22 protein-coding genes are annotated in these 16,560 nt (G+C 61.9%); 5 read left to right on the top strand and 17 right to left on the bottom strand.

What is annotated here, in order from left to right:
* Nucleotides 1-214: 214 nt before the first annotated feature.
* The 5 genes from HX811_RS02690 to HX811_RS02670 form a co-directional block, all read right to left on the bottom strand.
* Nucleotides 215-826 carry a LysE family transporter gene (locus HX811_RS02690; protein WP_102604923.1) on the bottom strand — a complete coding sequence of 204 codons (612 nt, stop codon included), beginning with the start codon at nucleotides 824-826 and terminating at the stop codon, nucleotides 215-217.
* Nucleotides 827-900: 74 nt separating this feature from the next.
* Nucleotides 901-1,692 carry an AraC family transcriptional regulator gene (locus HX811_RS02685; RefSeq protein ID WP_177044605.1) on the bottom strand — a complete coding sequence of 264 codons (792 nt, stop codon included), beginning with the start codon at nucleotides 1,690-1,692 and terminating at the stop codon, nucleotides 901-903.
* Nucleotides 1,693-1,772: 80 nt separating this feature from the next.
* Nucleotides 1,773-2,243, bottom strand: a complete 471-nt coding sequence (locus HX811_RS02680; protein WP_177044604.1) for an arsenate reductase ArsC — start codon at nucleotides 2,241-2,243, stop codon at nucleotides 1,773-1,775.
* A 13-nt stretch (nucleotides 2,244-2,256) separates the two neighbouring features.
* The gene (locus HX811_RS02675; protein ID WP_003212605.1) at nucleotides 2,257-3,540 is read right to left on the bottom strand and encodes an arsenic transporter; all 1,284 of its coding nucleotides are present in this window, start codon (nucleotides 3,538-3,540) and stop codon (nucleotides 2,257-2,259) included.
* Nucleotides 3,541-3,558: 18 nt separating this feature from the next.
* Nucleotides 3,559-3,915 carry a metalloregulator ArsR/SmtB family transcription factor gene (locus tag HX811_RS02670; RefSeq protein WP_003212604.1) on the bottom strand — a complete coding sequence of 119 codons (357 nt, stop codon included), beginning with the start codon at nucleotides 3,913-3,915 and terminating at the stop codon, nucleotides 3,559-3,561.
* A 177-nt stretch (nucleotides 3,916-4,092) separates the two neighbouring features.
* Here HX811_RS02670 and HX811_RS02665 point away from each other — a divergent pair, with 177 nt between their 5' ends.
* The 3 genes from HX811_RS02665 (at nucleotide 4,093) to HX811_RS02655 (ending at nucleotide 5,384) form a co-directional block, all read left to right on the top strand.
* Nucleotides 4,093-4,308, top strand: a complete 216-nt coding sequence (locus HX811_RS02665) for a hypothetical protein (RefSeq protein WP_003212603.1) — start codon at nucleotides 4,093-4,095, stop codon at nucleotides 4,306-4,308.
* Nucleotides 4,309-4,380: 72 nt separating this feature from the next.
* Nucleotides 4,381-5,076 (top strand): AzlC family ABC transporter permease, encoded by a 696-nt coding sequence (locus tag HX811_RS02660; RefSeq protein WP_087693909.1) that lies wholly within the window; start codon nucleotides 4,381-4,383, stop codon nucleotides 5,074-5,076.
* Nucleotides 5,073-5,384: an AzlD domain-containing protein gene (locus tag HX811_RS02655; RefSeq protein ID WP_008432487.1), complete on the top strand. Its 312-nt coding sequence runs from the start codon at nucleotides 5,073-5,075 to the stop codon at nucleotides 5,382-5,384. Before HX811_RS02660 ends, HX811_RS02655 begins: the two co-directional genes overlap by 4 nt.
* A gap of 152 nt (nucleotides 5,385-5,536) precedes the next feature.
* On the opposite strand, the gene HX811_RS02650 is transcribed toward HX811_RS02655, so the two are convergent.
* Nucleotides 5,537-5,797, bottom strand: a complete 261-nt coding sequence (locus HX811_RS02650; RefSeq protein ID WP_003212600.1) for a hypothetical protein — start codon at nucleotides 5,795-5,797, stop codon at nucleotides 5,537-5,539.
* A gap of 109 nt (nucleotides 5,798-5,906) precedes the next feature.
* On the opposite strand from HX811_RS02650, the gene HX811_RS02645 reads away from it, so the two are divergent.
* The gene (locus tag HX811_RS02645; RefSeq protein ID WP_087693907.1) at nucleotides 5,907-6,260 is read left to right on the top strand and encodes a hypothetical protein; all 354 of its coding nucleotides are present in this window, start codon (nucleotides 5,907-5,909) and stop codon (nucleotides 6,258-6,260) included.
* 141 nt (nucleotides 6,261-6,401) lie between these two features.
* Here HX811_RS02645 and HX811_RS02640 read toward each other — a convergent pair whose 3' ends face one another.
* The 7 genes from HX811_RS02640 to HX811_RS02610 all read right to left on the bottom strand — a co-directional run bounded on the left by HX811_RS02640 (nucleotide 6,402) and on the right by HX811_RS02610 (nucleotide 13,008).
* Nucleotides 6,402-7,106, bottom strand: a complete 705-nt coding sequence (locus tag HX811_RS02640) for a YoaK family protein (RefSeq protein WP_003212598.1) — start codon at nucleotides 7,104-7,106, stop codon at nucleotides 6,402-6,404.
* Between the two features lie 77 nt (nucleotides 7,107-7,183).
* Nucleotides 7,184-8,212 (bottom strand): DNA topoisomerase IB, encoded by a 1,029-nt coding sequence (locus HX811_RS02635; protein ID WP_003212597.1) that lies wholly within the window; start codon nucleotides 8,210-8,212, stop codon nucleotides 7,184-7,186.
* A gap of 91 nt (nucleotides 8,213-8,303) precedes the next feature.
* Entirely contained in the window at nucleotides 8,304-9,389 is a 1,086-nt protein-coding gene (gene modC / locus HX811_RS02630; RefSeq protein ID WP_177044603.1) for a molybdenum ABC transporter ATP-binding protein, read from the bottom strand.
* Nucleotides 9,389-10,069 carry a molybdate ABC transporter permease subunit gene (gene modB, locus HX811_RS02625; RefSeq protein ID WP_003212595.1) on the bottom strand — a complete coding sequence of 227 codons (681 nt, stop codon included), beginning with the start codon at nucleotides 10,067-10,069 and terminating at the stop codon, nucleotides 9,389-9,391. The genes modC and modB overlap by 1 nt, the downstream gene beginning before the upstream one ends.
* Entirely contained in the window at nucleotides 10,070-10,837 is a 768-nt protein-coding gene (modA, locus tag HX811_RS02620; RefSeq protein ID WP_256344364.1) for a molybdate ABC transporter substrate-binding protein, read from the bottom strand.
* A 117-nt stretch (nucleotides 10,838-10,954) separates the two neighbouring features.
* Nucleotides 10,955-12,019, bottom strand: coding sequence for a nitronate monooxygenase family protein (locus HX811_RS02615; protein WP_177044602.1), 1,065 nt, complete (start codon nucleotides 12,017-12,019; stop codon nucleotides 10,955-10,957).
* A gap of 110 nt (nucleotides 12,020-12,129) precedes the next feature.
* Nucleotides 12,130-13,008, bottom strand: a complete 879-nt coding sequence (locus HX811_RS02610) for an alpha/beta fold hydrolase (RefSeq protein WP_177044601.1) — start codon at nucleotides 13,006-13,008, stop codon at nucleotides 12,130-12,132.
* A gap of 176 nt (nucleotides 13,009-13,184) precedes the next feature.
* On the opposite strand from HX811_RS02610, the gene HX811_RS02605 reads away from it, so the two are divergent.
* Nucleotides 13,185-13,769 carry an ABATE domain-containing protein gene (locus tag HX811_RS02605; RefSeq protein ID WP_177044599.1) on the top strand — a complete coding sequence of 195 codons (585 nt, stop codon included), beginning with the start codon at nucleotides 13,185-13,187 and terminating at the stop codon, nucleotides 13,767-13,769.
* Between the two features lie 6 nt (nucleotides 13,770-13,775).
* Here the strand turns inward: HX811_RS02605 and ada are convergent, their stop codons facing one another.
* The 4 genes from ada to HX811_RS02585 form a co-directional block, all read right to left on the bottom strand.
* Complete coding sequence (gene ada, locus HX811_RS02600) at nucleotides 13,776-14,840, bottom strand: bifunctional DNA-binding transcriptional regulator/O6-methylguanine-DNA methyltransferase Ada (RefSeq protein WP_177044598.1); 1,065 nt, start codon at nucleotides 14,838-14,840, stop codon at nucleotides 13,776-13,778.
* A 76-nt stretch (nucleotides 14,841-14,916) separates the two neighbouring features.
* Nucleotides 14,917-15,597: a DNA oxidative demethylase AlkB gene (gene alkB, locus HX811_RS02595; protein ID WP_087693902.1), complete on the bottom strand. Its 681-nt coding sequence runs from the start codon at nucleotides 15,595-15,597 to the stop codon at nucleotides 14,917-14,919.
* A complete protein-coding gene (locus HX811_RS02590; protein WP_177044597.1) occupies nucleotides 15,587-16,303 on the bottom strand; it encodes a 2OG-Fe(II) oxygenase in 717 nt (238 codons plus the stop codon). Before HX811_RS02590 ends, alkB begins: the two co-directional genes overlap by 11 nt.
* Nucleotides 16,304-16,385: 82 nt before the next feature.
* Complete coding sequence (locus HX811_RS02585; RefSeq protein WP_166742130.1) at nucleotides 16,386-16,550, bottom strand: hypothetical protein; 165 nt, start codon at nucleotides 16,548-16,550, stop codon at nucleotides 16,386-16,388.
* Nucleotides 16,551-16,560 lie beyond the last annotated feature (10 nt).

Here is a 16,560-nt window from a genome sequence, read left to right as displayed (position 1 = left end):
TTGCTTTTGCTTTTAACACTCAGGTCGGCTTTCAGGCCGCCGTGCTCTTGCTTTTGATCTTGATCTGACTGCCCCAATAAGCCCGAGGCCGAACGCAGGTATTGCGGAGCCCTTTGCCTACTTTGGGCTGGGCCGGCATTCCGGCTTTTCCAAAGTGAGCCGCTGTAAGAGCGGAACCATAGGCCGCCGTTACCCAAATAACGGATATGCCCCCTCAAATCCCCCGCAACGCCAAAATCGCCAAATACAGCAGCACCACCCCACAAGCCCCATAGCTAACCCTCTGCCACATGGGCGAAGCATTCCGCCGCAGCAAATTGACCAACCCCGCAATCAAAAAACACGACAACACCGACGCCAGCATAAACCCCGCAAAAAACATCAACGTCTGCCCATGGCTAGGCGCCGCCCCGACTATCCCCGACAACGCACTCCCCAGCGCACCCCAATAGACAATGTTCTTCGGATTGGCCAGGGAAATCGCCGCCCCCACCACCAGCGCATTCTGCCCGGACCTGGCCGGCGCACGCCCGGCCTCTGGCAAGCGCCAGGCATCCATCAGGCTGCGAATCCCGAGCCAGGCCAGATACAGCCCACAAACGGCCGTCAGCGGCACCCGCACCGACTCATGCTGGATCAACAACGCCATGCCCGTAAGCCCGATCACCGCCCACACTGCATCGCCCACCAGCGAACCGATCTGCACCAACAACGCAGGGGCAAACCCCTGCAACAGCCCACGGCGCAGCGTCTCCGCCAGCACCGCCCCCGGCGACAGGCAAAACACAAACCCAAACACCAGCGCCGAAAAAAAGATCGTCAACATGCCTGCCTTCCTTCAAGTGATGGCCGGCATTTTAGGGAAGGGTGTGTAAGTCGTCTTGAACCAGATTGCGCTTTTCAGCCCTTGAGCACGCGTTGATAGCGCCCCGGTGTGATCCCGTAGGCCGCCCGGAAATGCCGATTCAGATGGCTCTGGTCAGCAAACCCCAAGGCATGGGCAACCTGCGACGCCGCAACGCCTGAGCGCAACAGCCCCTTGGCGCGCCGGGTACGCAGTTGCATCGCCCACTGGCGTGGACTCAGCCCGGTTTCTTTCTGAAAAGCCCGCAGCAGATGGAATTTCGACAGGCCCAACTCGTCACCAAGGGTCTCGAGTGCCACCGCCTGGTGCAGGTTTCCAGCCAGCAATTCCTGGGCCTTGATCACCAACCCGCGTCCCACCGCAGTGCTGCCAGGCAAGCGGACGCCGCTGCAACCGACGACTTCGCCGAGCAGCACCACCAGGGCTTCCTCACTCAGCTCCCGGGCCAGCGGATCGACACCCAACGCACCTTCAATCGCCCCGGCGAGTTTCATCGCCAACGCCGGCTGGAAGCACAGCGAACGGTCAAACTCCAGGTGCGCCAGGCCCAGGTCAGCTGCCAATTGCTCGGCAGTCGCATACAAGCTGACAAACCGCCACGGCTGCCCTTCGGCCGCGCCGCCGCCTTGAATCTGCCCCGGGTTGTACAGGGTGATGCTGCCGGGGCCGGCCTCGAAGGTGCGACGATCCAGCCACACCTGTTCCTCGCCGAGCAGGTTGACGCCGATCACGCATTCATCATGGCTGTGGCGGGCAAATGTCAGGCCGGTGCAGGCGGTGCTGCTGACTTCGTAGTTGCCCAGCCAGGCGTGCTGCATGGAACTCATTGAGGGGGCTCGCTGTGACCGTTGCCCGCGAGCATACGCCGGAAAAGGGCTTCAGATCGACTATTGGCCCGGCTCTCCGGTTACAGCGTGGCGATGCGATCAAGCTCGGCCTTGATTTCGATGGGGTTGAGGCTGGCGAACGGAATCTCGAAAAAAGCCCGGCAGCGTCGTTCAATGATTTCCAGGGTGGCGCGGAACGCGGCGTCGACTTGGGCTTCATCGCCTTGAACATCAGACGGATCCTCCAATCCCCAATGCGCCTTGAGCGCCGGGCCGAAATACACCGGGCAAGCTTCTCCAGCAGCCTTGTCGCACACGGTGACCACGATGTCCGGCGGGCTGCCTTCAAAGGCGTCGTTGCCCTTGCTGTACAAGCCTTCGGTGCTGATGCCGGCGGCTTTCAGCGTGGTCAGGCTGCGTGGCAGCACCTGGCCCTTGGGGAAGCTCCCGGAGCTGATGGCCTGGAAACCGTCCGGCGCCAGATGGTTGAACAAGGCTTCCGAGAGAATGCTGCGGCAGCTGTTGGCGGTGCACATGAACAGGACTTTCATCAAGCGAACTCCGTCAGAAACTCAGGCGCAAGGCCAGGGCGGCGAGGGTGATCAACAGTACCGGCAGGGTCAGCACGATCCCGACCTTGAAGTAGTAACCCCAGGTGATGGTGATGCCTTTGCGTGCCAGGATGTGCAGCCAGAGCAAGGTCGCCAGGCTGCCGATAGGGGTGATTTTGGGGCCGAGGTCGCTGCCGATCACGTTGGCGTAGATCATCGCGTCCTTGACCACGCCCACGGCGTGGCTGGCCTCGATGGAGAGCGCCCCGATCAGCACGGTTGGCAGGTTGTTCATCGCCGAAGACAGCAGCGCGGTGAGTACACCGGTGCCCAAGGCCGCGCCCCATACGCCATAGCTTGCGAAGGTGTCGAGCCAGGTCGCGAGGTAGTCGGTCAGCCCGGCATTACGCAGGCCGTAGACCACCAGGTACATGCCCAGGGAGAAAATCACGATCTGCCAGGGCGCCTCCTTCAGCACCTTGCGGGTGGAGATTTTGTGGCCCTTGGCGGCGATCACCAGCAACAATATGGCGCAGGCAGCAGAAATTGCGCTGATGGGAATGCCCAGCGGTTCCAGGGCAAAGCAGCCCACCAGCAGGATGCCCAGCACCCACCAGCCGGCGCGGAAGGTGGCGCGGTCGTGGATCGCGCTGGCAGGGTCGTCGAGGTCGGCCGGGTCGTAGGTTTGCGGAATGTCCCGGCGGAAAAACCACAGCAATACGGCGAGGGTCGCGGCGACGCTTACCAGGTTTACCGGCACCATCACTGCAGCGTATTCGTTGAAGCCGATCTTGAAGTAGTCGGCCGAGACGATGTTCACCAGGTTGGAGACTACCAGCGGCAGGCTCGCGGTGTCGGCGATAAACCCGGCGCCCATGACGAACGCCAGGGTGGCCGCCGGAGAAAAGCGCAACGCCAACAGCATCGACATCACGATGGGCGTGAGGATCAGCGCCGCGCCGTCGTTGGCGAACAAGGCCGATACCAGCGCGCCCAGCAGCACCATGTACGCGAACAGTCGCCGACCGCGCCCACGGCCCCAGCGCGCCACATGCAAGGCAGCCCAGGCAAAGAAGCCCGCCTCATCCAGCAGCAGGCTGATGACGATCAGCGCGACAAAGGTCCCGGTGGCGTTCCAGATGATGTGCCACACCACCGGGATGTCGGCCAGGCTGATAACCCCACAGGCCAGGGCCAGGATCGCACCCATCGTGGCGCTCCAGCCCACGCCCAGGCCCTTGGGCTGCCAGATGACCAAAATGATGGTGAACAGAAAGATAGCAACGGCTACAAGCATGAAAAGCTCTCCGCAGGATCAGCAGCAGGCGCTGGCCCGTTGTGGTCGGTCACCCATGGTTTCCAGACGCTGGGCGTCTGTTTTTAACCAGGCTTGGTTGGCTTGCAGGGTGGTGTCGAGCACTGCCGTCACCCACTCCGGCAAGGCCGGGTTGAGGCGGTAATAAATCCACTGGCCCTGGCGACGGTCCAGCAGCAACCCGCAACTGCGCAGTTGCGCCAGGTGGCGGGAGATTTTCGGCTGGCTGTCGTCCAGAGCATGGATCAATTCGCACACGCAAAGTTCGCCTTCACGCAGGATCAACAACGTCAGCCTGGCGCGGGTGGCGTCGGCCAGGCATTTGAAGACGTTGGGCGGGGAGAAAAGATCTGACATGGTCAGTGCCTTGATACATATGGAAATACGAATATACGCATTTCCATATGTATTGGTCAAACCTTGTTTCGATTGACCTGCGTCAAGTGCCCGACAATCGATGACAAGTGGTTGAAATTAAACTGAAACACAAATGTCCTAAAGTGCCTGCCCATTGGTGATGAAGGAAGAAAACGTGTGACCCGTGCCACTCGCAACCTGCGCAAGACCCTGGATTCCGTCGCGGACAATAACGAAACCGCGGCCTTTGACCTGATGCGCGCCGTCGAAAAGCTCAGCGATGAAGTGCTGCGCCAGCGCCTGCTCAATACCATCCACCGGCTCAACCAGGACGCCCACGAACTGCGCGAAGCCCGGGACGCGGTGGAGCGGGTGTCGGTCAAACTGGCTTGAGCACGATCGTTCAAGACAATCCCTGATACCGCTGGCATGCTTGTCGACTGACTGTCGATGAGCTTGTTGTGTATGCCTAACGCTCTGCCTCTGAACGCCTTTTCCCGTGGCGCGATTGCGATCATTCCATTGTCCCTGGCGTGTGCGCCGTGGGGATTGCTGGCCGGTTCGACTGCAATTGATGCCCAATTCACGCCACTGGAAGCCCAGGGGCTGTCGACCATCGTGTTTGCCGGTGCCGCACAATTGGTGGCCATCGGCATGGTCAAGAGCGGCGCCAGCCTGATTTCGATCCTGCTGACCACCTTGCTGCTGACCTCCCAGCATTTGCTCTACGGCATGCACATGCGTCCCACGCTGTCGCCGCTCAAACCACGGTGGCGCATGAGCCTGGGCTTTTTGCTGACCGACGAATTCTTCGCCCTGGTCAGCCAGTACGACCGCCAGACCTTCAATCGCTGGTACGCCCTGGGCGTCGGCCTGACGTTCTATATCATCTGGAACGTCTTTACCTTCGCCGGCATCGTGCTCGGCAAAAGCATTCCCGGGCTGGATCAACTGGGGCTGGAATTCTCGATCGCAGCGACCTTTATCGCCCTGATCACCCCGGTAGTGCGCGACGTGCCGACCATCGTCTGCGTAGCCGTGTCGTTGCTGTGCTCGGTTTGGCTGAGCTACCTGCACTGGGAATCGGCGGTGGTGGTGTCCGGTGTGTTGGGGATGAGCGCAGGGTATGCCTGCAAGCGGCTGGGAGTAGGGCAACAATGATCTTCGTGATGATTTTTGGCATGGGTTTGATCGTGTTTCTCAACCGCTACCTGTTTCTCGAGCCGCGCCTGCCGGTGCGCCTCAATCGCGGGGCGCGGGAGTTTCTCGGGTTTGCCGTACCGGGGATGCTCACCGCCATCTGCGGCCCGATCATTTTCCTGGCTGATCACAAGCTCAACCTGAGTGTGGGCAACCCCTACCTGCTGGCCGGAATCAGCGCCGTGGCGTTGATGTTCTGGACCCGTAGCGTGCTGATCACCGTGTTGCTGAGCATGGCGCTGTTCTATCTGTTCCGCTGGCTGCTCTGACCAGCAAATTCCTGCTACGGGGGGAGCAAAACCAAGGCAAAAAAAAGCCTGCGGGAGGGCAGGCTGGAAGGGAGACTTCTTAAAAATGAGCCTGCCGACTATAGGCGGCGAGGTCTTCCTTCACAGTGAAACAAAGTTCATGAATCTGTCAGCTATTCGATAACCGGGGCGGCGGCTTTCTTGTTGGCTTTCGCCTCGGCCGCCAGGCATTCCAGGGCAAACTGCTCGGTGTAGGTCATCTGGATCGGGGTGCTTTCGCCCTTCACGGTGCGCTCGCCGTCAAGGATGTAGCGGATGCGCTTGTCGGTCACGCCGATGCGTTTGGCGATCCACGAAGGCGTCTGGCCGATGCGGCTGATCAGCTTGTCGGCGTAGTCGGTGGAGGGGTTGTAGCGCTCGGCATTGGGTGTCATGGGGTTTCCGGGTAAAAGCGGGTTCGTAAGTAGGCGGCAGGGTGACGCAATAATCCTTCGGTGTCGCCTGCTAATGGTACAGTCGCGTTTTTTCCAAGGAAGCTTCGGTATGCGGATGGTGGTAATTGGCGCTTTGGTCCTGGCATCGCTGGCCGGTTGCGCGGGCTCGAAGATGAAAGAGGCGCGTACCGGCGCGCCCTACAAAACCCTGGCCTCGGACAAGGCTCCGCTGGTGGTTGCCCAGTGCATCCAGTTCGGCTGGCAGGATGAAGCGGTGTTCGGGGTGGATGCCGGTGGTTTCATGGAGCCTGCACAGGCTGGTGGCTTCACCATCTACACCACGGCAGGTGACTATTTTGTCGACGTGCGCAGTGCCGGCGCCGGCGCCTCCGTCAACTATTACGCGGCCCAGGATGACTATCCGGCCAAGCGCCGCCTGGCGGCACTGGCGACCTGCCTGTAATCCATTCCGTTAGAAAAGTTCAGAAATGCCCTGCGGACAGTCCCGCAGGCATTGTTTTAGTATTTTCCTGCTCACCCGGCGTGACGGCTCTTTACCGGTACAGGGATGTCGAGGCCGGAGCGTCGGGAGGGCAACTGTTTTCTAGCGGGGCATGTACCCCAGGTGCCAGCGCCGCGGAATCTTCAGCGACACCAGCCCCAACAGCGCCGACAGCACCCCGCTGACCAGCAGCGCACGAATCCCCATGTGGTGCTCCAGCAACGCACCGATCACCGCACCCACAAACATCCCGGCCCACGGGATCAGTTGCACGCGCCAGCCGTTGCGTCGTTCACCGAGCATCCAGCGGCCCAGTCCGCGACCAAAGCGTGACAGCGCCCCGGTGACATAGGTAAGCCCCACGGGCAATCCGTTCACTTCTTCGACGGCGGCATTCAGCATGCCCATGGCGATGATCGCTGCCAGCAACGCCGGCAATTGATCGGCGAACGGCCAGGCCGCAGCCCCGCACAGCAGGGTGGCGATGCACAGCAACAAGGGCAGGGCGTGGCGCCGGCTGACGCGGCTGACCATCACGCCCAGCGCATTCCCGGCGATAAACGTCGCCACCAGCAGCGTCAGGCGCCCGGTTAGGCCCAGGTCGCCTTCGCTGATCGCCACGGCAAGGCGCGTGGTGTTGCCGCTCATGAACGACACAAAATCCCCGCTGGCCATGAAACCAATCGCATCGGTCATGCCCGCCAGCACGGAAAGGCTGGCCACCAGCAGCAACCCGACACGCCCGCGCCATTTGTGGCGATGCAGCAAGGCGGCGTTGGTGTAGGGCTTCAGGGATGAAGGCAGCATGGGGCCGGGTTCCTCGGTGAGATTATCCGGCCACTACCGTAGGGCGCTTCGTGCTCCGCTGCAATGACTTGGCGCACTTACAGGCGTTCGGCCAGTTGCTCCAGAAACATCGCCAGCCCGACTTCCTCGGCCTTCAAGCCTTTGCGCACTCGGGGCTTGGGCAGTTTCGCCAGTTCGCCCAGGCTGAAATGCTCCAGCACCGCCGGGTGGATGTAGCACTTGCGGCACACCGCCGGCGTGTTGCCCAGTTGCTTGGCAACGTTCTTGACCATCTCCACCACATGTTTCTTGGCGTCGGATTCCGGCTGCCACTCAAGCTCGCGCAGCACTGCCAGCGCCAGGGCGCTGCCGGCCCAAGTGCGGTAGTCCTTGGCGGTAAAATCCGCGCCGGTTAGGGTGTGCAGGTAGGCATTCACATCGGTTGAGCTGACGGTATGGCGCTCGCCGTTCTCGTCCAGGTACTGGAACAGGTTCTGCCCCGGCAACTCCAGGCAACGCTTGATCACCGTGGCCAGGCGCCGGTCCTTGACGCTGATCTGGTGCTCGATGCCGCTCTTGCCGCGAAACTGGAACAGGATCTCACTGCCCTTGATATCCACATGGCGGGTGCGCAGGGTGGTCAGGCCGTAGGAGCGGTTGTCGCGGGCATATTGGGTATTGCCGACGCGGATCAGGGTGGCGTCGAGCAGCAGCACCACCGTGGCCAGGACCTTTTCCCGATTGAACCCGGGCGCCTCGATCTGTGCTTCCAACTGTTTGCGCAACTTAGGCAGCGCGCTGCCGAACTGTTGCAGCCGGGAATACTTGTCGGTGTCGCGCACCTCGCGCCAGCGCGGGTGGTAGCGGTACTGCTTGCGCCCCCGGGCATCCCGCCCGGTGGCCTGCAGATGGCCGCGCGGGTCGGCGCAGATCCACACATCGGTATACGCCGGCGGCACTGCGAGGGCGTTGATGCGCTTGATTTCGTCGGCATCGGTTATGCGTGTGCCGTCGGCCTTGAAGTACTGGAATTTGCCCCGCAGCTTTTTCCGGGACAGGCCGGGTTGGGTATCGTCGACGTAATGCAGGTCGCGGGGCAGGTCGGCAAGCAACGCAGGATCGGGCATGGCGCAAATTCCTTGGCAGGTATTTCTGATTGACCGCAGGGTTTTGCGGTCGTGCCAACAAGTTTGCTCCCCCGTAGCAGCTGTCGGGCAGTCAGGCCAGTACCGCCACCGCCTTGATTTGCGCCCACAGCGGCTGGCCGGGATGCAGCTGCAACTGGTCCCGCGAGTAACGGGTGATGCGCGCCAGCAGCGGCGTGCCGGCGGCGTCCAGGCTTACCAGCACGTGGGCTGCGTTGTCCGCCGGGATTTCCTCGGTCACCGTCACCGGCAGGCGATTGAGGATGCTGCTGTGTTCCTCGGCCTGCAGGCTCAAGCTGACGTCCCGCGCCTGGATCTTGAAACGCAACGGTTTGCCCAGCGCCAATGGTGCATGGGCCACGCGCATCTGCAATTGGCTCGCGGGCAATTGCAAGGTGAGCAACTGGTAGTGCGCGTCGTAGGCGCTGACGGTGCCGTTGATCACCACGCCGGCGTCGTCGCCCAGGGCCATGGGCAGGTCCAGCCGGGCCAGGGTTTCGCCGATGGGACCGCTGGCCAGGGCCTTGCCGTCGCTGAGCAACACGATGTGATCGGCCAGGCGCGCCACTTCGTCCTGGGCATGGCTGACGTACAGCACCGGAATCTCCAGTTCGTCATGCAGGCGTTCGAGATACGGCAGGATTTCGCTTTTGCGTTTGCTGTCCAGCGCGGCCAACGGTTCATCCATCAGCAACAGGCTCGGGCTGGTGAGCAGGGCGCGGGCGATGCCGATGCGCTGGCGCTCACCGCCGGAAAGGTGCTGCGGATGGCGGTCCAGCAGGTGGCCGATGCCCAATAGTTCGGTGGCGTGGCTCATCTCCACCCGGCGTTGCTGGCGCGGGATGCGCTTGAAGCCGAACTCCAGGTTGGCCAGTACCGACAAATGCGGGAACAGGCTGGCTTCTTGAAACACGTAGCCCAGGGCGCGTTTGTGGGGTGGCACGAACAGTCCTTTGCGGCTGTCTTGCCAGACCTCGTCGTTGATCTGCACGAAACCCTCTTCAGCCCGCTCCAGCCCGGCGATGCAACGCAGGCAGGTGGTCTTGCCGGAGCCGGAATGGCCGTACAGCGCCGTCACCCCGCGACCGGGCAGGTGCAGGTCGACGTCCAGGGCAAACCCGGAATACTTCAGTTGCAGGCGTACCTCGATCATCGACATCAGCTCCAGCCCGCCTTGGTTTTACGGCTGGAGTAGAGCGCCAGCAACACCAGGAAAGAAAACACCACCATGGACCCGGCCAGCCAGTGGGCCTGGGCATATTCCATGGCTTCGACGTGGTCGTAGATCTGCACCGAGACCACCCGGGTCTTGTTGGGAATATTGCCGCCGATCATCAGTACCACGCCGAACTCGCCGACGGTGTGGGCAAAACCGAGAATCGACGCGGTGATAAACCCCGGGCGCGCCAGGGGCAGGATCACCGTGAAAAAGGTGTCCCAGGGATTGGCCCGCAAGGTCGCGGCCACTTCCAGCGGGCGAGTGCCAATAGCGGAGAAGGCGTTTTGCAACGGCTGCACCACGAACGGCATCGAATAGATCACCGAGCCAATCACCAGCCCGGCGAAGCTGAAGGTCAGGGTGCCCAGGCCCAGCCATTGGGTGAACTGGCCGAAGTAGCCGTTGGGGCCCATGGTCAGCAGCAGGTAGAAGCCGATCACCGTGGGTGGCAACACCAACGGCAAGGCCACCACCGCGCCAATGGGGCCGCGCCACCACGAGCGGGTGCGCGACAGCCACAGGGCTATCGGAGTGCCGATGATCAGCAGGATGACCGTGGTCAGCGACGCCAGTTTCAGGGTCAACCAGATCGCGGAAAAATCGGCACTCGACAGCGGCATTTACAGCTCGTAACCGTAGGACTTGATCACCGCGGCGGCTTTCGGACCCTTGAGGTATTCAACCAGGGCCTTGGCGGCGGCGCTGTCCTTGCCCTTGTTGAGGATTACCGCGTCCTGCTTGATCGGGTCATGCATCGACGACGGTACGATCCAGGCCGAACCGCTGGTGACTTTGCCGTCCTTGTAGATCTGCGACAGCGCTACAAAACCCAGTTCGGCGTTGCCGGTGGAGACGAACTGATAGGCCTGGGTGATGTTCTGGCCTTCAACGAGCTTGTCCTTGACCTTCTCGGTCAGGCCTTCCTTCGCCAGCACCTGGGTGGCGGCCAGGCCATAAGGCGCGGCTTTCGGGTTGGCGATGGACAGGTGCTGGAACTGGTTTTTCTTCAGCACTTCGCCCTTGCCATCGACGTAGCCTTCCTTGGCCGACCATAGTGCCAGGGTGCCGACCGCGTAGGTGAAGCGCGAGCCCTTGACGGTGTCGCCTTTGGCTTCGAGCTTCTGCGGGGTGGTGTCGTCGGCGCTGAGGAACACTTCAAACGGCGCGCCGTTCTTGATCTGGGTGTAGAACTGGCCGGTAGCGCCGTAGGCAGCGACCAGTTTATGGCCGGTGTCTTTTTCAAAGTCGGCGGCAATCGCCTGGATCGGTGCGGTGAAGTTGGCAGCCACGGCCACCTGTACTTCATCGGCATTCGCCGAGGAGAAGCCAAACGCGGCGATCAGGGTGGCGAGGGCCGTGGGGGCCAGGCGTGAGGCGCGAATCATCATCAAGAAGCTCCTTGGGGTTTGCGGCTTGTTAGGCAGAGGGGGACTACCGCTATGTATGGGAATATATAGCGGTTGGCCACTGCCGGTACAGCGCAAAGTTGTCCCGGGAGTTCAGGTTCAGCGTCGGCCGAGTTTTTCCAGGGTTTGCGCGGCCAGTTCGAGCGTCAGGTCATAGCTGGAGATGTCTTTGCCGAGGCGCAGCGCCTGGCCCGACCACAAGTTGCTGAAGCCGGCTTCGTCCTTGGCCTTGAGCGGCATCAACGCACCGCCGGACAGCGGGAACGCCGGCGCCGTGGGGTTGATCGCGCCCAACTCACGCATTACGCGGTTGATGATGCCCCGCGCCGGGCGCCCGGTGAACAGGTTGGTCAGCGCGGTTTCACTGGCCTGGGCAGTGCGCAAGGCGTGGTGGTGTGACTTCGAGACGGTGGCCTCGGGGGTAAACAGGTACGCGGTGCCAATCTGCACCGCTGACGCGCCAAGGGCGAAGGCCGCGACAATGCCCCTGGCATCCCCGATGCCGCCGGCCGCAATCACCGGCACGCGCACGGCATCGACAACCTGTGGCACCAGCGCCATGGTGCCGATCTGGCTATTCAGGTCGTCGCTGAGGAACATCCCGCGATGGCCACCGGCTTCGTTGCCCATGGCGATGATTGCATCGCAGCCGTGCTGTTCCAGCCAGATGGCTTCTTCGACGGTGGTAGCCGACGACAGCACTTTCGCCCCGGTGGCCTTGACCCGGTCCAGCAGGGATTTTTCCGGCAGGCCGAAGTGAAAGCTCACCACTTCGGGGCGGAATTCTTCCACCACTTCACAGGCGGCGTTGTTGAACGGTGCGCGGTTGGAGACGGGCGTCGGCGCGTCAAAATCGGCGCCCAGCTCGCGGTAGTAGGTTTCCAGCAGGTTCTTCCACTGAAGGTCGCGGTGAGCATCCGGCGTCGGTGGCCGATGGCAGAAGAAATTTACGTTCAGCGGCCGCGAGCTGGCCTGGCGAATCGTGGTGAGCGCTTCGCGCAGTTGCTCGATGCTGAGCGCCGCCGCCGGCATCGAACCAAGGGCGCCGGCCTGATTGGCCGCAATCACCATGGCCGTGCTCGTGGCATTGGCCATGGGCGCCTGAATGATCGGTAACTCGATGCCCAGCAGGTCAAGAATTCGGGTGTCTGGCCAGGTGCTCATGGAACGCTTCTCCAACGGTGGAATGCTGTTCCGTCGTTTTAGCAGGACCAGGCAGCACCAGGCCAGTCTGTATTATTCACTGGACGAATCCAGTGTTTCATGGGCGGTTATCAGTTGATGGCGTCGCCCAGTACTGCATGAATCCGTTGGGCAATGTGCGCGGCGTGGGTTTCCAGGGCGAAGTGGCCGGTGTCGAGTAATTCCACCACGGCGTTGGGGTTGTCGCCTTTGTAGGCATGGGCGCCCGGCGGGATGAAGAAGGGATCGTTCTGGCCCCAGATCACCAGCGCCGGCACTTGCGTGGCCTTGAAAAACGCCTGGAACGCCGGGTACAGCGTCAGGTTGTTGCGGTAGTCGAGGAACAGGTCCAACTGGATCTCGTCATTGCCGGGACGCTGCATCAGGAGCACGTCGAGCATATAGGACTCCGGCGCCACCAGCTCCGGTTGCGACACGCCATGCAGGTACTGATAGCGCGTGCCTTCCAGGCTGATGACCGCGTTGCGGATCACCTCGCGATTGGCCTGGCTCGGCTCGGCCCAGTAGGCCCGGATCGGAGCCCAGGCGTCACCCAAACCTTCCAGGTAGGCATTGCCGTTTTGCGATATCAGCGCGCTGACCCGTTCCGGGTGGGCCACGGCGAGGCGCAGGCCCACCGGTGCGCCGTAGTCGAACACATAGAGGGCATAGCGACTGAGGTTCAGGGCGTCGACGAAGTGGCCAACGGTGATCGCCAGGTTATCGAAGCTGTAGTAGTAATTGCGTTCGGCGGGGACTTCGGTGAAGCCGAAGCCTGGCAAGTCCGGGGCGATGATCCGGTAGCGGGTGGCAAGCAGCGGGATCAGGTCACGGTACATATGGGACGAACTGGGAAAGCCATGCAGCAGCAGCAACACCGGCGCGGACGGGTCGCCGGCTTCACGGTAGAAAATGCGCACACCATCGGCATCAACGTGCTGATAGCGAACAACCGGGGCTGAAATCGACATGATCGTAGTCCTCTTTGTAACTGGTTAAATTGATTTGTTGGGTTACTGGTTTTGCAGGCTGCGCTTGAAAATGTAACCTGTCAAATTAATTTAATGGGTTACTGATCGATGAATTTAGTAACTATTCAAAAGCGAAATCAGCGGTTACGATGGCGCGGACTTGAAGAGGATTTGCCATGCCCGCCATCACCCCATCCCCATTGGAACCCTACGTCCTGGCTGATCATCCCGTGCTGGACATGCTCAATACCCGGGCGAATGTCGACGGTGTGCCCTTTGAATTCTGGCAAGGCGATGCCGATGTCGAGCGCTGGCTGGTGCGGCTTGGCTGGGCCGAGGAGGGCGCAGTACCGGTATTTGAGGAGGGAGCACTGCTGGGCGCGGCGCGGGGATTGCGGGAAGTGATCCGCGTGTTACTGGAGCAGCGCAAGGCCGGCCAGCAGGGCGATCCTGCCGCGCTGAATGCGTTCCTGCGCAAGGCGGTCAGTCACCCGCAACTGGCTTGGCCGGCGCCTGGCGAGTTGCGGCTGGAGCGCCAGCGCAAGGTGCAGACTGCCGAGCAGTTCCTGGCGCCGATTGCCGAAGCCGCCGCGACGTTACTGGTGGAAGGGGATTTCGGCCTGATCCGCACCTGCGAACATCCCGAGTGTGTGCTGTGGTTCTACGACCGCACCAAGGGCCACAAGCGCCGCTGGTGCAGCATGGCGCTGTGTGGCAATCGGCATAAGGTGGCCGAGTTTCGCAAGCGCAAACTGATGTAGACGTCCTCAGGATTCTGCCGGGCTTTCGCGCTCCAGCAACTGCCGCTTGCGCTCGACACCCCAGCGGTAGCCCGACAGATTGCCGTCGGCGCGCACCACGCGATGGCAGGGAATCGCCACCGCCAGGCTGTTGGCACCACACGCCTGGGCCACGGCGCGATAGGCGGTCGGCGCGCCGATGCGCTGGGCGATCTCGGCGTAGCTGGCGGTGCACCCCACCGGGATTTCCCGCAAGGCTTGCCACACGCGTTCCTGAAACGCAGTGCCGCGCAAGTCCAGGGGCAAGTCCAGGCCCAGGGCCGGCGCTTCGATGAAGCCCACCACCTGGGCGATCAATTGTTCGAAGTCGTGATCGGCACCCAGCAGATTGGCGCGGGGAAACTGGTCCTGCAGGTCGCGCACCAGTTTGTCCGGGTCATCCCCCAGCAGGATCGCGCACACACCGCGATTGCTCTGGGCCACCAGAATGGCGCCCAATGAGCATTGGCCAACGGCAAAGCGAATATCCGTATTGGTGCCGCCGGCTTTGTAGTCGCGGGGCTTCATGCCGAGCAATTGGTCGGCAGCCTCATAAAAGCGGCTGTTGGAATTGAAGCCGGCGTCGTACAGCGCATCGGTCACCGAGTGCTGGTCCTTGAGGCCGTCCCGTACCTTGCGCGAGCGATGAGCACTGCCGTAGCGCTTGGGCGTCAGGCCGGTCACCGCCTTGAACACCCGATGAAAATGGAACGGGCTCAAGCCGGCGAGGGCGGCCAGATCTTCAAGGGGCGGCAGGGTTTCGGCCTGTTCGATGTGCCGGCAGGCCGCTGCCACCAGTTGCGCATGGCGTGCGGCCACCTGGGTCTGGTCCCCCGACGCGCGCTTGTTGGGCCGGTAGCCCGCCGCTTCAGCCTGTTGCGGGGTGTCGAAGAACTCGACGTTCTCCGGGCGAGGGCGCCGTGCGGAACTGCTGGGGCGACAGTACACACCGGTGGTTTTCACGCCATAGACGAAGGTCAAGTCGGCCTTGGCGTCACGGGCGACAATCGCGGCCCAACGGGGGTCTTGTTCGGTGGCGTGGTGCGCGGTCATGGTGGTGGCTCCTGGTTGAAGAATGCCAGGTTAGTCCCGTGGGGCATTCCCATCACTCCGATGCTTGCGGTCAAATTCATCCGGCCGTGCGAAACGTCAGGTTGATGCGCTGCGGCCCCATGACCGGATGCGTGCCGGGCTTGATCGGCATCACGCCGTGAAAGCGCAGGCGGTCCACGCCGCCCCACACCACTACGTCGCCATGGAACAACGAGACTTTTTGCGTCTTGTCGCTGCGCTCATGGCCGCCGAACAGGAAGATCGCCGGTAAACCCAATGACACGGAGACCACCGGGGCGGCATAGCGACGCTCGTTCTTGTCCTGGTGCAGGGACATTTTCGCGCCTGGCACATAGCGGTTGATCAGGCAGGCATCCGGCTCGAAATCGTCGAAACCTGCATCTGCTGCCGCCATCACGGCCAGTTCGCGCAATGCGGCCGGCAGGGCTGGCCAGGGTTGTTGGTTATTCGGGTCAATCGGGGAGTAGCGATAACCGGTAGAGTCGGTCGTCCAGCCCAAGTCACCGCAACTGCTTAACGCCGCCGACATGGTAAAACCACCGGGCGTGACCATTTGCCGGAAGGGCGATTGAGCCAATACCCGTCGCAGTTCCGGTAGCAAACGCTCGACCCAGGGCAGGGCATAGCCCCTGAGGACGTAGGATTGTTCACCGATTTGCTCGCGCCCCGGGGGCTGTTGCAGTGCCTCATCGGCGAACAAATCGGCGGTTGATCCGGGAAGGGTCTTACTGCGCATCGTGAAAAATCACTCCCAAGGTATGCCGGGTACCACTGTGCAGAACACTGACCCCATGGCGCAAGGTCACCCGATGAAACCCCCTCACACTCGGCATGGGTCGCTGATTGACCGCGAAAATTACCGCGTCACCCTGGTTAAGAGGGACGACCTGGGCCCGGGATTGCATTCTTGGCCGCTGCTCCGTCAGCACCAACTCCCCGCCACGAAAGTCCTCTCCCGGCTGCGACAACAGGATGGCTACTTGTAGGGGAAACACATGTTCCCCGTACAGATCCTGATGCAGGCAGTTGTAGTCGCCTGGGCCGTATTGCAGCAATAACGGGGTAGGTCGTTGCTGCCCGGCAGCGTGGCAGCGGGCAATGAAGTCGGCATGCTGCGCCGGATAGGTGATCGGCAGGTTCATCTGTTCGTTCCAGCGATTGGCCTGGGGCGCGAGGAACCCGTACAGCTGTTCACGCAGCGCGCAGATCGGCGCTGGCAGCGGGTAGCGGAAATATTTGTATTCGCCCCGGCCAAAGCCGTGCCTGGCCATCAGCACATGGGCGCGAAACAGTTCGGGTCGGGGGTAGTGGCCGCTCAGTTCAGCGCATTCCTGCTGATCCAGCAGGGCCGGAATCAGTGCGTTACCCTGTTCATCGAGGGCGTGCTCGATGGCGGCCCAGTCCAGCTTGGCCAGGCGTTCATGCAGTGGAGTGGAAGGCATCGACAAGTTCCTGTGGCAGCGCATTAGGGCTGCCAGTCTAGAAAGTCGTCAGCGTCAGAACACTCCGATGCTTGCGCTCGAATTACAGCGCCTTGCTCACATTGATGTCAGTAATCTCATCGCTGGCATCGTGGATTTTCGCCAGGGCTTCCTTGGCCTCCTCGACGCTGCCTGCCTGCAGTTGGGCGAACTCGAAGCGGCGCTCACCGTTGAGTTTGTACTTGATCACATATTTGGTGGTAGTCACGGGCATTCCT

Source organism: Pseudomonas sp. F8002 (assembly GCF_013385495.1).
Classification (GTDB): Bacteria; Pseudomonadota; Gammaproteobacteria; order Pseudomonadales; family Pseudomonadaceae; genus Aquipseudomonas.
This window is presented reverse-complemented; position numbering and strand designations above follow the sequence as displayed.

What these genes read in the sequence shown, in the direction of transcription:
- HX811_RS02690 (WP_102604923.1), bottom strand. Translation starts at nt 826, where the DNA reads ATGTTGACGATCTTTTTTTCGGCGCTGGTGTTTGGGTTTGTGTTTTGC.
- HX811_RS02685 (WP_177044605.1), bottom strand. Translation starts at nt 1,692, where the DNA reads ATGAGTTCCATGCAGCACGCCTGGCTGGGCAACTACGAAGTCAGCAGC.
- HX811_RS02680 (WP_177044604.1), bottom strand. Translation starts at nt 2,243, where the DNA reads ATGAAAGTCCTGTTCATGTGCACCGCCAACAGCTGCCGCAGCATTCTC.
- HX811_RS02675 (WP_003212605.1), bottom strand. Translation starts at nt 3,540, where the DNA reads ATGCTTGTAGCCGTTGCTATCTTTCTGTTCACCATCATTTTGGTCATC.
- HX811_RS02670 (WP_003212604.1), bottom strand. Translation starts at nt 3,915, where the DNA reads ATGTCAGATCTTTTCTCCCCGCCCAACGTCTTCAAATGCCTGGCCGAC.
- HX811_RS02660 (WP_087693909.1), top strand. Translation starts at nt 4,381, where the DNA reads ATGCCTAACGCTCTGCCTCTGAACGCCTTTTCCCGTGGCGCGATTGCG.
- HX811_RS02655 (WP_008432487.1), top strand. Translation starts at nt 5,073, where the DNA reads ATGATCTTCGTGATGATTTTTGGCATGGGTTTGATCGTGTTTCTCAAC.
- HX811_RS02650 (WP_003212600.1), bottom strand. Translation starts at nt 5,797, where the DNA reads ATGACACCCAATGCCGAGCGCTACAACCCCTCCACCGACTACGCCGAC.
- HX811_RS02645 (WP_087693907.1), top strand. Translation starts at nt 5,907, where the DNA reads ATGCGGATGGTGGTAATTGGCGCTTTGGTCCTGGCATCGCTGGCCGGT.
- HX811_RS02640 (WP_003212598.1), bottom strand. Translation starts at nt 7,106, where the DNA reads ATGCTGCCTTCATCCCTGAAGCCCTACACCAACGCCGCCTTGCTGCAT.
- HX811_RS02635 (WP_003212597.1), bottom strand. Translation starts at nt 8,212, where the DNA reads ATGCCCGATCCTGCGTTGCTTGCCGACCTGCCCCGCGACCTGCATTAC.
- modC (WP_177044603.1), bottom strand. Translation starts at nt 9,389, where the DNA reads ATGTCGATGATCGAGGTACGCCTGCAACTGAAGTATTCCGGGTTTGCC.
- modB (WP_003212595.1), bottom strand. Translation starts at nt 10,069, where the DNA reads ATGCCGCTGTCGAGTGCCGATTTTTCCGCGATCTGGTTGACCCTGAAA.
- modA (WP_256344364.1), bottom strand. Translation starts at nt 10,837, where the DNA reads ATGATGATTCGCGCCTCACGCCTGGCCCCCACGGCCCTCGCCACCCTG.
- HX811_RS02615 (WP_177044602.1), bottom strand. Translation starts at nt 12,019, where the DNA reads ATGAGCACCTGGCCAGACACCCGAATTCTTGACCTGCTGGGCATCGAG.
- HX811_RS02610 (WP_177044601.1), bottom strand. Translation starts at nt 13,008, where the DNA reads ATGTCGATTTCAGCCCCGGTTGTTCGCTATCAGCACGTTGATGCCGAT.
- HX811_RS02605 (WP_177044599.1), top strand. Translation starts at nt 13,185, where the DNA reads ATGCCCGCCATCACCCCATCCCCATTGGAACCCTACGTCCTGGCTGAT.
- ada (WP_177044598.1), bottom strand. Translation starts at nt 14,840, where the DNA reads ATGACCGCGCACCACGCCACCGAACAAGACCCCCGTTGGGCCGCGATT.
- alkB (WP_087693902.1), bottom strand. Translation starts at nt 15,597, where the DNA reads ATGCGCAGTAAGACCCTTCCCGGATCAACCGCCGATTTGTTCGCCGAT.
- HX811_RS02590 (WP_177044597.1), bottom strand. Translation starts at nt 16,303, where the DNA reads ATGCCTTCCACTCCACTGCATGAACGCCTGGCCAAGCTGGACTGGGCC.